This window comes from Amphritea sp. (genome assembly GCF_016744155.1).
GTDB lineage: Bacteria > Pseudomonadota > Gammaproteobacteria > Pseudomonadales > Balneatricaceae > Amphritea.
The window spans coordinates 41,547-55,347 of sequence record NZ_JADGEW010000028.1 but is presented as its reverse complement, the minus strand read 5'-3'; the positions used below and the strand labels follow the sequence as shown (position 1 = coordinate 55,347).

The 13,801-nt window shown below is 46.7% G+C and carries 18 protein-coding genes; 11 read left to right on the top strand and 7 right to left on the bottom strand.

What is annotated here, in order from left to right; genetic code table 11:
- On the top strand, positions 1-252 hold a 252-nt coding region (locus tag QZZ54_RS16940), incomplete at its 5' end, for a hotdog domain-containing protein (protein WP_290704684.1).
- 66 nt (positions 253-318) lie between these two features.
- On the opposite strand, the gene QZZ54_RS16935 is transcribed toward QZZ54_RS16940, so the two are convergent.
- Genes QZZ54_RS16935 through QZZ54_RS16925 form a run of 3 tightly spaced genes read right to left on the bottom strand, consistent with a single transcriptional unit; the run spans position 319 to position 2,079 of the window.
- Positions 319-891 carry a YceI family protein gene (locus QZZ54_RS16935; protein ID WP_290704681.1) on the bottom strand — a complete coding sequence of 191 codons (573 nt, stop codon included), beginning with the start codon at positions 889-891 and terminating at the stop codon, positions 319-321.
- On the bottom strand, positions 888-1,454 hold the full coding sequence (locus tag QZZ54_RS16930; RefSeq protein WP_290704678.1) for a cytochrome b: 567 nt from the start codon (positions 1,452-1,454) through the stop codon (positions 888-890). The genes QZZ54_RS16935 and QZZ54_RS16930 overlap by 4 nt, the downstream gene beginning before the upstream one ends.
- 49 nt (positions 1,455-1,503) lie before the next feature.
- Positions 1,504-2,079, bottom strand: coding sequence for a flavodoxin family protein (locus QZZ54_RS16925; RefSeq protein WP_290704675.1), 576 nt, complete (start codon positions 2,077-2,079; stop codon positions 1,504-1,506).
- A gap of 100 nt (positions 2,080-2,179) precedes the next feature.
- On the opposite strand from QZZ54_RS16925, the gene QZZ54_RS16920 reads away from it, so the two are divergent.
- Positions 2,180-3,091 carry a LysR family transcriptional regulator gene (locus tag QZZ54_RS16920; protein ID WP_290704673.1) on the top strand — a complete coding sequence of 304 codons (912 nt, stop codon included), beginning with the start codon at positions 2,180-2,182 and terminating at the stop codon, positions 3,089-3,091.
- Between the two features lie 90 nt (positions 3,092-3,181).
- On the top strand, positions 3,182-5,296 hold the full coding sequence (locus QZZ54_RS16915; RefSeq protein WP_290704670.1) for a 4Fe-4S binding protein: 2,115 nt from the start codon (positions 3,182-3,184) through the stop codon (positions 5,294-5,296).
- An 80-nt stretch (positions 5,297-5,376) separates the two neighbouring features.
- Here QZZ54_RS16915 and QZZ54_RS16910 read toward each other — a convergent pair whose 3' ends face one another.
- Together QZZ54_RS16910 and QZZ54_RS16905 are read right to left on the bottom strand one after the other, a co-directional pair.
- A complete protein-coding gene (locus QZZ54_RS16910) occupies positions 5,377-5,973 on the bottom strand; it encodes a LysE family translocator (RefSeq protein ID WP_290704667.1) in 597 nt (198 codons plus the stop codon).
- A 158-nt stretch (positions 5,974-6,131) separates the two neighbouring features.
- A complete protein-coding gene (locus QZZ54_RS16905) occupies positions 6,132-7,046 on the bottom strand; it encodes a LysR family transcriptional regulator (RefSeq protein WP_290704664.1) in 915 nt (304 codons plus the stop codon).
- Positions 7,047-7,171: 125 nt separating this feature from the next.
- On the opposite strand from QZZ54_RS16905, the gene QZZ54_RS16900 reads away from it, so the two are divergent.
- Positions 7,172-7,453 (top strand): peptidylprolyl isomerase, encoded by a 282-nt coding sequence (locus QZZ54_RS16900; protein WP_290704661.1) that lies wholly within the window; start codon positions 7,172-7,174, stop codon positions 7,451-7,453.
- On the opposite strand, the gene QZZ54_RS16895 is transcribed toward QZZ54_RS16900, so the two are convergent.
- Positions 7,450-8,229, bottom strand: a complete 780-nt coding sequence (locus tag QZZ54_RS16895) for a ChaN family lipoprotein (protein WP_290704658.1) — start codon at positions 8,227-8,229, stop codon at positions 7,450-7,452. The genes QZZ54_RS16900 and QZZ54_RS16895 overlap by 4 nt on opposite strands.
- A gap of 263 nt (positions 8,230-8,492) precedes the next feature.
- Between QZZ54_RS16895 and QZZ54_RS16890 the strand changes: the two genes are divergently transcribed.
- Entirely contained in the window at positions 8,493-8,732 is a 240-nt protein-coding gene (locus tag QZZ54_RS16890) for a hypothetical protein (protein WP_290704655.1), read from the top strand.
- A 13-nt stretch (positions 8,733-8,745) separates the two neighbouring features.
- Here QZZ54_RS16890 and QZZ54_RS16885 read toward each other — a convergent pair whose 3' ends face one another.
- The gene (locus QZZ54_RS16885) at positions 8,746-9,168 is read right to left on the bottom strand and encodes a PilZ domain-containing protein (RefSeq protein WP_290704652.1); all 423 of its coding nucleotides are present in this window, start codon (positions 9,166-9,168) and stop codon (positions 8,746-8,748) included.
- Between the two features lie 318 nt (positions 9,169-9,486).
- On the opposite strand from QZZ54_RS16885, the gene QZZ54_RS16880 reads away from it, so the two are divergent.
- From QZZ54_RS16880 to QZZ54_RS16855, 6 genes are all read left to right on the top strand, one after another.
- The gene (locus QZZ54_RS16880) at positions 9,487-10,458 is read left to right on the top strand and encodes an MBL fold metallo-hydrolase (protein ID WP_290704649.1); all 972 of its coding nucleotides are present in this window, start codon (positions 9,487-9,489) and stop codon (positions 10,456-10,458) included.
- A 157-nt stretch (positions 10,459-10,615) separates the two neighbouring features.
- Positions 10,616-10,738, top strand: a complete 123-nt coding sequence (locus tag QZZ54_RS16875) for a hypothetical protein (protein ID WP_290704646.1) — start codon at positions 10,616-10,618, stop codon at positions 10,736-10,738.
- Positions 10,739-11,024: 286 nt separating this feature from the next.
- Positions 11,025-11,990, top strand: coding sequence for a bifunctional helix-turn-helix transcriptional regulator/GNAT family N-acetyltransferase (locus tag QZZ54_RS16870; RefSeq protein WP_290704643.1), 966 nt, complete (start codon positions 11,025-11,027; stop codon positions 11,988-11,990).
- Positions 11,991-11,992: 2 nt separating this feature from the next.
- Positions 11,993-12,745: an AzlC family ABC transporter permease gene (locus QZZ54_RS16865; RefSeq protein WP_290704640.1), complete on the top strand. Its 753-nt coding sequence runs from the start codon at positions 11,993-11,995 to the stop codon at positions 12,743-12,745.
- Positions 12,738-13,058 carry an AzlD domain-containing protein gene (locus tag QZZ54_RS16860; RefSeq protein WP_290704637.1) on the top strand — a complete coding sequence of 107 codons (321 nt, stop codon included), beginning with the start codon at positions 12,738-12,740 and terminating at the stop codon, positions 13,056-13,058. Before QZZ54_RS16865 ends, QZZ54_RS16860 begins: the two co-directional genes overlap by 8 nt.
- A 228-nt stretch (positions 13,059-13,286) precedes the next feature.
- The gene (locus QZZ54_RS16855) at positions 13,287-13,760 is read left to right on the top strand and encodes a peroxiredoxin (protein WP_290704636.1); all 474 of its coding nucleotides are present in this window, start codon (positions 13,287-13,289) and stop codon (positions 13,758-13,760) included.
- The last annotated feature ends 41 nt before the right edge of the window (positions 13,761-13,801 follow it).

The following is a 13,801-nucleotide window of genomic DNA, read 5'->3' as shown; positions in this document are numbered from 1 at the left end:
AAGTGCAGGGTAGTAACCGTAGCGGTAGATGCGATGACGTTTCTTAAGCCCGTTTATATTGGCGATGATGTGAGTTGCTTTTGTAGTGTTGTGCGTTACGGCAAGACTTCACTGGTCGTGCATGTAGAGACCTGGGTGCAACGCCATCATAGTGAGCTGATTGAAAAAGTGACTGAAGGTAATTTTACTTTTGTTGCTATTGATGCTGATGGGCAGTCAACGCCCATAGTAAGAACGGATGAAGAGAACTGAAAAAGGGGCTTAACAAAATGTTAAGCCCCTTTTTTAAAGGAAATCGCGGGGGGACTTTTTCCTGTGTTACTTACGTACGCCTTCTACGTTGAGATCCAGAAAAACGCTGGCGGAAGCAGGCCCCAGATTGTAGTTGATATCAAAATCTTTTAACTTCAGTTCGGTAGTGCCGCTGAAACCAGCACGGTAGCCGCCCCATGGGTCTTTACCTTCACCTATTGTTGTTACAGTGATATCGACGGGTTTAGTCACACCGTGCAGAGTCAGGTTTCCGCTCAGTACTGCAGTGCCGTCAGCTGCAGGAGTGAATGCGGTACTTTCAAACTTAGCTTCCGGGAAGTCTTCTACTGCCAGGAAATCATCGCCGCGAAGGTGCTTGTCTCGCTTGGCATGGTTGGAATCTACACTTGGTGTTTTGATTGTGACGGATACAGTCGATGCTTCCGGGCTGGCTGCATCGTAGCTGAAGTTGCCATCGAATTCGTTAAAGCGTCCTTGTACCCAGCTGTAGCCTAAGTGTTGAATACGGAAGTTGATTGATGCGTGAGCACCTTGGGTGTCAATTACGTAGTCTGCGGCCTGAGCAGCGGTGAAAGAGCCCGCCAGAATAGTGCCAGCGATAATAGCTTTAAGATTCATTGTTTAGCCTCCGATTGCACGCTTAGCATGCGGGTTAGGGTTTTATCTTTATCAATGTAATGGTGTTTTAAAGCAGCCAGCGCATGTAGCCCCGCCAAGCTGATCATAAAGGTCGCAACCCAGAAGTGTACTTCGCCTGCCAGATCTTCCTGGTTATCACTGATTGCAGGAAGCGCAGGTACTTCAAACCAGTTGAATACTGATATCGGGCGGCCATCTGCAGTTGTGATCATATACCCTGACGCCACAGTGATGACCGGTAATAGATAAAGTAGCAGATGTACTGCTTTAGTGATTAGCAGGACTGGTTTAGGCTGCGGCAGAGGGGCCGGTGCTTTGTTTATTGCCCGCCAGAGAAAACGCATTGCCAAAAAAGCGAGCAGAATTATACCGATGCTTTCATGCCAGGCCGGGACGATATTGTATGCCTCATCATAATAGGTCAGGCTATCGATATAGAGGCCTAGCGGGTACATGCCAATAATAGTTAATGCGATAACCCAGTGCAGCAGAATTGACCCCAATCCAAACGTGCTTGAGTTGTCTTTAATGGGTGATGCCATAGATGCTTTTCTCTAAAAACAGGCGACCAGGCCGCCTGTTGCTTAAAAATTATTGTTTCCAGCGCTTCGCTGCAGTTGCAACCCGAGCTCCAAGAGCCTGAGCGGTATCCCGATCACATTGTGGTGGCGCAACATCCGGGCCTTCATCGGCATTACTTTGTGCCATAGCACCCAGATAACCGCCGATACGGTTTAGGCTTTGTGGATCGCCTTGACTGCTGTTATTACCGTTTGCTACACCCAGGCTTACCCAGTTCATTCCTTGCTGAGCAGCATAGACCGACATCTGGATCAGGGTGTTCAGTTTGTCACCACTAAGGCTGGACGAGTTAGTGAAACCTGCAGCCAGTTTATCTTTCCAGCCCTGCTCAAACCATATTTTAGAAGAGGCATCCATAAAGCACTTAAACGGGCCGCTGACTGAGCCCATATAGGTAGGCGAGCCGAAAATAATTGCATCAGCTTCAGCCAGAGCGTCCCAGTTAATCGTCTCAAGGTCAGCAACTGAGATCGTTATCGCTGTTGCACCAGCGTTTTCGACTCCTGCAGCAACAGCCTGCGCTAATACTTCAGTATGCCCATAACCACTGTGATAAGCGATTGCAACTTTGACCTGATCAGACATGGAATGTTCCTCAAAATTTAACAGCCGGATTTTTCCGGTGGCAGGCGTTAATGTAATAGGTAATAATGAATTCACCTAATGCATTATTGTGATTATTGTTATGCGCGAAGTGAATTTAAGGTCCGTAGACCTTAACCTGTTAGTGGTACTACAGAAATTATTGGAAACCCGTCATGTTACCCGGGCCTCAGAACAGCTGCATATGAGCCAGTCTGCTGTCAGCAGAGCGTTGCAAAGACTGCGGGATACCTTTGATGATCCGTTGCTGGTGAGAACGTCTCAGGGGTTTGATCTTAGTTCCCGGGGAACTGAAATTCTGCCAAGGCTTCAGGTTCTCATCAGTGGAATGGAACAGCTAATTGCTGAGCCTGCTTTCAACCCGGCAGATGCGGAAGATGTGGTGAGAGTTTACGGTCTTGATCTTGAAGTGGCCTGCTTTGTTTCTCCTTTGCTCAAGGTTTTGCGATCTGACGCGCCGAAAATGCGTTTAGAAGTAAGAAGCGAGCCTAGGGATCATTTTGAGCTATTGGAGAAGGGTGAGGTACATTTCTGTTTGTCCGGGATGGCGCCTCGAACCGGTGAAGGAGAATATCGACGGTTATTGATTGCCCAGTCTGGAGTTGTCTGCATGATGTCGGCGGATCATCCGCTTGCTTCTGAGAAATTATCTTTTGAATCATATCTGTCCGCTAGTCATGGGTTGGTCTCTATGACGGGGCAGGGCCCTGGCCATATTGATGATCGCCTGGCTGAATTGGGTCATAAACGCCATCTTGCGCTGCGGTTGTCTAACTTCATGACTTCTGCAGATTTTTGTGAGAACTCTGATCTGCTATTTATCCTGCCTGAAATTGTCGCACGACGTATTGCTCAAGGGAGAAACATTGCCCTGAGATCCGTACCTGATGAATTGATGGTGCCTCCAATCAATTTCTTTCTCTATTGGCATGAGCGTTATCATCGTGACCCGATGTGCCGCTGGATCAGGCAGCGTATTCTTCAGGTCATCTGACGCTAAAGTAGTGGGTAGATGGCCGTAAAGTACTATGGCTGATTGTGCACGCTTTTTGGATCATCTAAGGTCGGTCCATGGAGTCTGTATATGTCACTCTTTTCGTTTATCAGAGCCTTGATGCTTCTTTATCTGTTGTCGTTGAATAGCACTGTTTTTGCTCAGGTGTCGGATGATCAGATGCGTGCAATTTTCCCTAAGCTGACCCGGGTTGGTGAAGTATTAGAAAACTCTGTGGTCACGCCTGTTTATCAGCTTGATCAACTGTTGGGATATGTTTTCGAAACTAACGATTTGACAGATCTGCCCGGTTTTTCCGGTGAGCGGATCAATCTGCTGATCGGCATGGATGCCGAAGGTGTGCTGGTGGGGTTGAAAGTACTGAATCATCACGAACCGATTTTCATGCATGGTTTGGGTGAGCAGCCGATGATCCGGTTTATCGGTCAGTATGAGGGTATTAAAGTTGATAAACGGGTCATCGTCGATAGTCGTCACAGTGGTCAGAATCAGGCAGGCTCCACGACGGTATATATAGATGGTGTGACGAAAGCTACGGTTTCAGTGCTGGTGATAAATGATACTGTGCTGGCATCAGCATTGAAGGTTGCCCGAAGTTATCTGGAAGGTTTCACACAACCGCCATCGGTGACGGTACGTGAAGATGTTTTTGAATCGAATAATTGGCAACAGTTAGTCGATAAAGGCCTGCTGCGCCACTGGCGTTTGTCTTCTACACAGATGGCTTCAGGTTTTCCCTTGGATCTGAATGATTATGCAGATCAGGAGATGCAACAGGCGTTATCTGAATCTGAAATCCCCGGGCGCTATTATTATGCCTATTTGAATACTCCGGTTACCGGTAAAAACCTTTTAGGCGAAGAGGATTTTGAGCGTCTTAAAGCGGTGCTTAGGCCAGGGGAGCATGCCATCTTGGTGGCCTCGGCCGGTAGTTTTGGTTTTCTGGAACCGGAGTTTAGACGGGGTACTGTACCCAGCCGATTAGGGATGTCGCAAAACGGGTTACCAGTAGATATCCGTGGCCTCGACTTCTTTGATGCGCGTGAGACTAACTTACCCAGCGATGCTCCTGAGCTGACGCAAGTGAGTATATTTAGAATTAAGGCACAATCGGGTTTCGATCCATCGCAACCAGTGACCCTGAGTCTTAATCTTGATCTGGCGCGAAATCACCTGATTCGAGATCAGGCTCAGTTGGATGATAGTTATCAATTACCAATGGATCTATTTGATATTGAGGTCATAGAAGAGGTTAAACAGCTACCGTTATGGCAGCGCTTATGGCTGGATCGCTTGTTTCAGCTCGGCGGATTACTGTTGGCGCTTTTGGTGGTGACCGCTGCGTTTATCTGGCAACACCGTTTATCTGCCTATAGTCGTTTGTTTCACCGTACTCGCTGGGGCGTAATGCTATTTACACTGTTCTTTATCGGCTTCTATGCTCAAGGCCAGTTGTCAGTGGTTAATATCTATACGTTGTTGCTGCAACTTAAAAAGGGCTTTGATCTGCAGGTGTTCCTGTTGGATCCGGTGCTCTTTGTATTATGGACCTATGTCTTTATTACTTTATTTCTTTGGGGGCGGGGTGTTTTTTGCGGCTGGCTTTGTCCCTTCGGTGTATTACAGGAGATCGTAGGACAAGTTGCAAAAGTGCTGAAGCTTAAGCAGATAAAAATACCACCCGCTGTTCATGCTAAGTTGCAGAAGCTGAAGTACTTGTTATTACTGGTTTTGGTGGGCAGTGCATTCTGGTCGGTCAGTATGGCAGAGCGTCTAGCCGAGCTGGAACCATTCAAAACTGCGATTACACTAAACTTTATCCGTAGCTGGCCTTTTGTGTTTTACGCGGTGCTGTTGTTAGGAGTGGGGCTGTTTATTCACAAATTCTTCTGCCGATATCTATGTCCGTTAGGGGCTGGGTTGGCGATACTTGGGAAATTTAGTTTGTTCCGTTGGTTACAGCGTCGGACGGAGTGCGGTAGTCCATGTCAGCTCTGTAAGGTTCGTTGTGATATCGATTCCATTAACCGTGATGGCAGTATCGATTATGATGAGTGTATTCAATGTATGGAATGTATTGTGATTTTGAACAATAAAGATCAGTGCGCCATAGAGTTATCTCAGAATAAGCAGAAGCGACGTAATCGAGACGGCCGGAGAGGGATTCCTGCCCGGCAGCTTTAATAGGCTCTGTTATCAGGGCTTGTTATCAGGGCTTGTTAGTAGGGCTCTGTAATCGAACTTATCCAGAGGGCTTTTTGGGTTTACCCCAGTCCGAGTTTTATCCCCAGTAAAACCAGTCCTCCACCAATTACCCGCTCGATGGTTGTACGTGCTCGCTTGAGCCATGCCTGAATCGATGGGCGGGTCAGCAGCAGTATAATCATGCTGAGCCAGCCAAACTCTGCCGCTACCGGGGTTATACAGTAGAGTATCTGTAGGGCGATACTGGATACTTCAGCAACAATATGACTAAAGATGGCCACAAACATAATCAGAATCTTCGGATTGAACAGACTGACCATCATCCCAGCGATGAAAGGGTTATTACTGCTTTCCTGTGAGTCGGCATCATCGTTGGATGAGCGGGTAGCTATATAAACAATGCCGAGATAGATCAGATAAGCGCTTCCTAGCCAGCGGATCGCTTCGTATAGAATGGGTGTGCGTTCAATCAGGGCAGCCAGTCCGAGAACCGATAGTACGACATGAATTGCCAGTGCAGTGGCCAGCCCCAAAGCCGTTATAAAGCCATCCCGGCGAGAGCCTTGCAGGGTGTTGCGCAGAATGATCGCAGTATTGGCCCCTGGAAGCATGGCGCCCAGTAGCATAATGCCCGCGAATACTAGCCATTCAGTCATTGTTGTTCTCTTAATTAAACGTCTTTAGTTGATGGGGGCAATTGTAGTGAGGATGTAGGGGGCTGGCGAATGCTGATTATAGATAAAGGTCATAACGATTACTTATGACCTTTAGAGCGTGTAATATTTTGTTTTATTGGGGCTTAGTTGGTGGGCCTTCAGAGGGATTCATCAGTACCTAGACTATCGAACATGCGTTCTCGAAGGTAGCGATGGGCTGGGTCAGACTGCAGGCGTTGGTGCCAGATTAGGTAATAATTACTGGCGGGGATTTTCAGTTGTTCCGGTAGCTCCAGAATTTCCAGTCCATATTTAGGGCCAAGCCGAGCGGCTATCCGACTGGGCAGGGTTAATATGTAATTAGCACGGCTGGTGATAGCCATTGCTGAATGAATAAAAGGTACTGTCAGTTTCATATTTCGCTGATGCTTGAGTTTCACTAAAGCTTCATCGACCGCTCTTATTTTATCGCCGCCGGCACTTATGCCGATATGGTCAGCGTGGATGTAGTCAGTCATCGAAATTACCTGTCCGGATAGCGGGTGATTCCGGTTTACCAGGCAGCTGTAATTATCGCTACCTATCTGTTTTCCATAGATATCATTGGGTACGGTGTCGAGAATACAGGCGGCCAGATCCATCCGTCCTTGACGCAGGCTTTCCATCATTCCAGGTTCCCAGAGATGAAAATGCAGACTGATACCTGGTGCATCTGACTGTAGTTCTGCCAGCAACGGTGGCATCAGGTCATGGGTAATAAAGTCAGTGCTGGCGATGTTGAATTCACCGTGATATCCCGCCGCTTCAAACCGGTCGGGCACCAGTAAACTTTCCAGGTGATTTAGTGCTTCAGGTAGTTTTAGCCAGAGCTGTTCGCCATGGGGCGTCAACTGCATATTATTACCTACCCGTACCATTAACGGGTCATCAAATATCTTTCGCAACTGGCTTAGGTTACGGCTCATTGCGGGTTGAGTAATGTGTTGATCAGCAGCGGCTTCTGTAACACTCCTATTGCGTAACAGGTAGTACAGAGAGATCAGCAGGTTGAGGTTGATGCGGGCGAGTTCCATAGGCTAAGCATATCAGTAAAAGTTATAACGTCAATTAGATGTCGATAGTCTTTTAATGGGCTTGCAGTGACTTTTGAAAAAGGTCATCCTGTAGCGGAAAATTTTAACTGATTGAGGTTTATATTATGGCACGTGCATCGGCCCGACATATTTTGGTAAGTAGTGAGACTCAGTGCGCTGATCTTAAGTCACAAATAGAAGCGGGCGCTGAGTTTGCTGATCTGGCTAAAGAACATTCCAGCTGCCCATCCGGTGGTCAGGGTGGAGATCTGGGAAGTTTTGGTCCAGGCCAGATGGTACCTGAGTTCGATAAGGTTGTATTTTCTGCGCCTGTAGGCGAGGTTCAGGGACCAGTTAAAACTCAGTTTGGCTATCACTTGCTGGAAGTTACCAGCCGCGAAGACTAATTTATCTTCTTGTGGGAAGACTGCTGCCGTAATGACGCGCAGTAGTCTTTTTCTTCAGACCTAGGTGTGAACCAGATATAGTCCGCTACCTCTCTATCCGCTTTTGTGGATTCTTTTCCAGTTTCTCCTCCTTTATCCACTTCTGTTAGCATTATTGAGATGCTTTTTTCACTACTCAACATATTTAGATGAAGTGGCACGCCACTATCTTTTCTCACATGAAATGCTCCAGAAAAAAGTATAGCCTGATCATTGCTCGCTAACTGGTGGCTCATGGCAAAGGCCATGCTGGCGTCCCTGCTGATCTGAATCTGTGCCATTGGCCCCATCTGTTTTAGAGGAATTGCCTGACAGTGGCTTTCATATACCTGCTGAAGTATTTCTGCCTGGATGTTCTCTGGTAAAGCCTCAACTGTTGATAATCGAGGCTCATTGGGTGGGGCGTTCTTGTATATTTGCATCAGTACCGGTTTGCTAAGGTTTCCCGGTTTTAGCAAATTACCATTTGCCAGAGTCGAATTTATGAGTGGGCCGTAATCCTTCCAGGGCCAGTTACGATCATTCCAGTTAAGTAGGTTTTTAATCAGCTCTTCTTTACTGTTGCCGGTAAGCTTGTCGATATTTGATCCCTGTTGTTCATCTAACATCTCCAGCACCACACGGGTGTTACTGCCATTCTGGATATCCTGCAGTAGCTTGAGTTCGAGTTGATGATGGTGCGGGTTATCGTGTTTTTCACCCACCAGAACAAAACGGCTGGTTTTAATGTCGGCCAATAACTTAGCGTAGCTAATCTGTTTGCCGGATTGGGTTGAATAAATATTTTCTGTCAGAAGAGGATTTAGCTTTTTTTCAACTGGGGCTTGCTCAGTGTCGGGCTTGATACAGCCCTGTATAAAAATCAGACAAAAAAATGTTGAAATCGATAAAAATGACCTGAGATTGCATTGTTTTATAAACATTTTCAGTAGGACCCTTTTCAGTTGCGCAGGGCTGAGGTAACGTTAAGAAAAAGGACAGTGTGTAGGAGAAACATAGCATGAAATCTGGAATTAAAGTGAGTGTTCGCAAGAAAGGTGAGAAAACTAGCAATGAGATCTCACCTGAGATGACGCAGCGGATTGATGAGGCGGTACATTTCGTTCATGGGCTACGTAAGAAGGGCGATAATGTTAAGCAGATGATGGAAAAGTTAAACGAACACGATCATAAGCATCCGGATGGCAGTGACTGGAGCTACGATTCGCTGCATGACTTTATTGCAGAGCATAATCTTTAAGCCTTAGTCATCGCTACTGAAGCTGCTCGCTGGTGGGGAAGTCCGCTGCGTGCAGCTTTATCCATTCCACGGCAGCCTCTTCACTACTAAGCTGTCGACCGTTTCGCCTCTGATTTAAACGATAACTTTCAATCTGGCAGATCTGTTCAATCATCCTGACTGAATAGGCTTGATCTGGGTCGTCAAACCCTATTCCCATTAGGTAGCCTGTAGATTGCTTGTGGCACCAAATAACATGACCTGAAGCGGTCAGGTCGGGCTGAGAGAGAGAAATGGTGATTCTAACGGTTGAGCCAGGCGAGATGAAGCGATCTGAAAGACATGAAAGCCCTCCAGCGCTGTAATCACGGCAGGTATCTTCCAACGTTTGTGGCGGCATGTTTGTCTTAAGCAGAATAGGAATTTCTGTCGGATGTCGCAGATAGTATCGTGGCATATCCCACCTCACTGCCAATCACTTTGCTATCATTTCAGGTGCTTAATTCTAAAGACTTGTTCGCACCTTCCCTTATTATCGGCACTGCTGCAATTGAGTTGAGTTATTTTTCAGTTTCTTATTATTGTTTCTGTCTGCTGTACTCAGGCTTAATTGATTAGACTTACCGGCTCTGACCGATACTTTCAGGTTTGGCTTTATCACTAAATGCGCCTTTATGCATCTATCGTTAGCGAGGATGGTTGTTAGCATCTTTTGCATATTCTATTATCTTATATCAATATATTAAAAAATAATAAAACCTAAGGTATGTAGACCATGCAATGTAATCTGCTCGAACGGCTACCCGGTATAGCTATCTGTTTACTGTTCTCTGTTATTTCGCTATCTGCGATCGCATCACCGGCGGACCGCTATCCTGAATCTATGCTCTATAGTAAGCCGGTTAAAGTGGCAGACGGTGTCTGGTCGGCGATTGGGGCAACTCAATACTTCAGTTACGAAAACGGCGGGCATAATAATAATCTTAGCTTTATTGAAGGGCGGGATGCTGTGCTGGTGGTCAATGGCGGCTCGGCCTATCTACTGGCTAAAGCGCTACATGATGAGATCAGAAAGGTCACTGATAAACCGGTCCTCTATGTTGTTGATGAGAACGGTCAGTCCCATGCTGCTCTGGGAAATGGTTACTGGCAGGAGCAGGGCGCGATCATCATCGCCCATGCGGACGCGGTCACAGAGATTGAGCACAGAGGGGCTGATGGTCTGGAGGAGATGAGTAATATACTCAAAGAGCAGATTGAAGGCACCGAACTGGTAGTCGTAGATCGTAGTTTCAATGATCAGCTTGAACTTGATCTGGGGAATTTGAAAGTGCAGTTAGTCCGTTTTGGTCCTGGTCATAGTCCTGGAGATATCTCTGTATTGGTACCCGAACGTAATGTGCTGATTACTGGTGATATGGCATTTCATCAGCGGATGCTGCCGGTTTTTCCGGATACTGATACCGCCGCCTGGCTGGAAACCTGGCATAGTCGTTTTGAGCCTGTTGCCAAAACCATGACTATTATTCCAGGGCATGGTGAGCCCACCAGTTTTGCAGAAGTGGATAAATATACCCGGGGTTATCTTGAATATATGCGAGGGAAGGTGACTGAGCTATTGGATAATGACGGGACTCTTGAAGATGCCTATGGGATAGATCAGACCCCCTACATGCATCTTGAAACATATGAGCAGTTGGCGGGTAAAAATGCCGGCCGTATTTTTGAAGCGATGGAATTCGAGTAATGTGTCATATATGGCATTTCTTTGTCATATGTGTCTTAGATGGTCGGGATTGTAATCTGTGACATATATTTAAACTGTTGAAAGTAAAGGGGTAATTTGATCTGGCCTTGTTTGTGCTATATGGGTAGTAACAGAAATCGTAAATGGAGAATTACTCATGTCACATGAAGAGCAAGGTGTTGAAATTTTCGGTATTATCTCAACTATTTTAATGGTTGTAGGCGGTTTGCTCGTTGGTATTTCTCCAATGCTGACGCAGGTCGCGCTGCTGGTTTTATAATTCGTCCCGAGTGGGCGGGCTAGGTTTAGAAAAACTGATTTCCCTTTTTGACGATTCACCCAATCTTTCAGGGGATGTTCAATCCCCTTTTTTTTATTTCAATTACAGCCGGTGATTACCGAGCCGTTTCTCTAGTCTTTCCATAGGTGCTAGCCAAAAAAATCTACAGGTGTCTCTGTTGATGTGAAATAGCAATCAATTAGGTATCAAAAGATGCATCAGTTATTTTATTATGATAATTTACGTAACTAGTTACGTAAATGGTTTTGTTTTAGGCTGAGCACTTATGGATTACATGAAAAATTTTGGCAGCTTGTCACTGGGTAGCCGCTTGAAACGTCTGTCTGATGCACTGGTTCAGGATGTTATCCGGCTTTATCAGAGTCAGGGAATAACCCTGAATCCAACATTCTATCCACTGTTTAATCTGTTACATCAACAGGGATCAATGACGGTGACTGAGGCGGCCGAGAAGTTAGCTGTGAGCCACCCTGCGATCAGTAAGATCGCCCGAAAAATGCAGCAAGAACAGTGGTTGAGTAAAACGACTGATCCTGAAGATGAAAGGCGTCAGCTATTGGCGCTGACGTCAGAAAGTGAGCAACTGCTGGAACAGATTGCGCCTGTCTGGACAGCTATTCAGGCTCACCTTGACGCATTGATTGGGGCGCAACAATATCCACTTCTGGACTCGTTGGCAGAATTTGAATCACTGGTAGAACAGCAAGGTTTTTACGCGCCGGTACTGCAGCAGCTTGAACGGCGCAATGAAAGTCAGCAGATCGTTATTCAGGGGTGGGATGCTGAATATCGAAGTGAATTTAAACGAATCAACATGGCTTGGCTGAACCAGCATTTTAAAACGGAGCTTACCGAACGGGATTTCGAAGTGTTAGATAACCCCGAAGGTTCATATCTGGCCCGGGGTGGCTACATCTGGTTTGCCCATAATAGTGCGGATAAAAGCGTGGTGGGTTGTGTTGCGTTGGCCCGCCACGAAGGAGGACGGTTTGAAATATCTAAGCTGGGAGTAGATGAGGCTTGGCAGAATGTCGGTGTGGGCCGCAATCTGTTGATGACAACGCTGGATAAAGCCAGAGAGCAAGGCGCGTCTGAAGTGTTTCTTGAAAGCTCCAGTAAACTAGAAAAAGCGTTGCAGCTGTATCGTAACCTTGGTTTTAAGCAGGTTCCACATCCCGATGGACGCTCCTATTTTAGCCGTTCTGATGTGTATATGACGCTTAGGTTCTGAAGATGAAGAGTAATAGTTCAAACCCGGATTTGGGGATCATAAAACGAAAAGAGATGCTTGACGGTGCTAAGGCGACGCTGCCGTTAATTATTGGCGCGATACCTTTTGGTATTATCTTTGGCACTCTTGCAGGCCCCAGTGGATTATCTGCCTGGGGGGCACTGGCGATGTCGGTCATTGTGTTTGCCGGTTCAGCACAGTTTATCTCTCTCGGCTTACTGGCAGCAGGGGCCGCTATACCGGTTATTATCGCGACCACTTTTGTGGTGAATCTGCGTCATATTCTCTACGCCGCCAATCTGGTGCCTAAGGTTCGACATCTGCCACACCGCTGGCGCTTGATGATGGCGTTTGGCCTGACCGATGAAACTTTTGCTGCGGTTAGCAACCGTTTCCTGCTGCAGGCCAATACCACGCATGCACACTGGTTTTATCTGGGCTCCTGGTTGGCGATGTACAGTAACTGGGTATTCTGTACGGGCCTGGGAATAGCGCTTGGCGAGATCTTTCCAGATATGACTCACTGGGGATTAGATTTTGCTATGTCGGTCACCTTTATCGGTATGGTAGTGCCCTATCTGAAGAGTAAGCCTATGTGGGGGGCGGTTATTGTGTCAGCTGCCATTGCGATGGCTACGGTAGGCTTACCTCATAAACTGGGCTTGATGGTAGCCGCTCTATGCGGTATCTCGACCGGACTATCGTTGCATCTGCTATTGAAACAGCGGGCAGCGCAGGAGTCTTTACATGAATGAAGCTACTCTGATATTCGGTATGTTTCTGGTGACCTTTAGTGTCCGTTATATTCTTTTTGCAGTGGCAGGGAAAGTGCGCTTTCCGCCCTGGTTAACCACCGGACTGAACTTTGTGCCTCCCGCTGTGCTGACAGCCATCATTGTTCCAGCTCTCTTAATACCTCAGGGAGAGCTTTGGGTACGGGTAGATAATCCATGGCTACTGGCTGGGATATTTGCAGCACTGGTTTCATTCTGGCGCAGGGATCTACTGACAACCATCGTGGCGGGGATGCTGTTTTTTATGATATTGCGCTTTGGTTTTAATCTGTAAACAGGTGAGTTCACTTTCTATTTAAATCCATACCGGTAAGGGTTTGTTGATGAAAAGTGGTTCCGGTATTTGGTCTAAGGCCTAATGAGCGCTCAGATGAAAGCCGCTTTTAAGAGAGCACTCTATTGAAACTCTGAATTCTGCTACTCTTCCCTTATTGGATGAAATACCGGATGATCCGGGTGCTATGTTGTAAGCAGTAAATAACATCTATTTAAGGTAACTATTATGATTCAAGTGGGTGATAAAATTCCGGCGATTAGCGTGAGCGCAGTGGCTGGTGGTGAAACTTCGGCGGTAAGTGCGGATCAGTTGTTTGCCGGTAAGAAAGTTGTGTTGTTTGCGCTGCCAGGTGCTTTTACACCGACTTGCTCGGCTTCTCATCTGCCAGGTTATGTGGTGAAGGCGGATGAGTTTTTCGATAAAGGTGTTGATCTGATCGCCTGTCTCTCTGTTAATGATGCGTTTGTTATGAAAGCCTGGGCTGAGGCACAGAACGCAGAGAAGATAACAATGGTTGCTGATGGTGGTGCTGATCTGACCAATGCATTGGGTCTGGAGATGGATAGTGGCTCTTTCGGCGGCACACGCTCCCGACGTTACGCCATGATTATTGAAGACTCGGTAGTAACTGCTCTGCATCTGGAAGAACCTAAGACCTTTGATGTGAGTAGTGCTGAAGCGATGTTGGAATTGCTCTGATATAATCGCCTTCATTTTTAGCTCATGAGTGAGTTGAAATC

Excerpts from the sequence above, each read along its gene's own strand:
- QZZ54_RS16935 (WP_290704681.1), bottom strand. The coding sequence starts at position 891 with ATGAATCTTAAAGCTATTATCGCTGGCACTATTCTGGCGGGCTCTTTC.
- QZZ54_RS16930 (WP_290704678.1), bottom strand. The coding sequence starts at position 1,454 with ATGGCATCACCCATTAAAGACAACTCAAGCACGTTTGGATTGGGGTCA.
- QZZ54_RS16925 (WP_290704675.1), bottom strand. The coding sequence starts at position 2,079 with ATGTCTGATCAGGTCAAAGTTGCAATCGCTTATCACAGTGGTTATGGG.
- QZZ54_RS16920 (WP_290704673.1), top strand. The coding sequence starts at position 2,180 with ATGCGCGAAGTGAATTTAAGGTCCGTAGACCTTAACCTGTTAGTGGTA.
- QZZ54_RS16915 (WP_290704670.1), top strand. The coding sequence starts at position 3,182 with ATGTCACTCTTTTCGTTTATCAGAGCCTTGATGCTTCTTTATCTGTTG.
- QZZ54_RS16910 (WP_290704667.1), bottom strand. The coding sequence starts at position 5,973 with ATGACTGAATGGCTAGTATTCGCGGGCATTATGCTACTGGGCGCCATG.
- QZZ54_RS16905 (WP_290704664.1), bottom strand. The coding sequence starts at position 7,046 with ATGGAACTCGCCCGCATCAACCTCAACCTGCTGATCTCTCTGTACTAC.
- QZZ54_RS16900 (WP_290704661.1), top strand. The coding sequence starts at position 7,172 with ATGGCACGTGCATCGGCCCGACATATTTTGGTAAGTAGTGAGACTCAG.
- QZZ54_RS16890 (WP_290704655.1), top strand. The coding sequence starts at position 8,493 with ATGAAATCTGGAATTAAAGTGAGTGTTCGCAAGAAAGGTGAGAAAACT.
- QZZ54_RS16885 (WP_290704652.1), bottom strand. The coding sequence starts at position 9,168 with ATGCCACGATACTATCTGCGACATCCGACAGAAATTCCTATTCTGCTT.
- QZZ54_RS16880 (WP_290704649.1), top strand. The coding sequence starts at position 9,487 with ATGCAATGTAATCTGCTCGAACGGCTACCCGGTATAGCTATCTGTTTA.
- QZZ54_RS16875 (WP_290704646.1), top strand. The coding sequence starts at position 10,616 with ATGTCACATGAAGAGCAAGGTGTTGAAATTTTCGGTATTATCTCAACT.
- QZZ54_RS16870 (WP_290704643.1), top strand. The coding sequence starts at position 11,025 with ATGGATTACATGAAAAATTTTGGCAGCTTGTCACTGGGTAGCCGCTTG.
- QZZ54_RS16865 (WP_290704640.1), top strand. The coding sequence starts at position 11,993 with ATGAAGAGTAATAGTTCAAACCCGGATTTGGGGATCATAAAACGAAAA.
- QZZ54_RS16860 (WP_290704637.1), top strand. The coding sequence starts at position 12,738 with ATGAATGAAGCTACTCTGATATTCGGTATGTTTCTGGTGACCTTTAGT.
- QZZ54_RS16855 (WP_290704636.1), top strand. The coding sequence starts at position 13,287 with ATGATTCAAGTGGGTGATAAAATTCCGGCGATTAGCGTGAGCGCAGTG.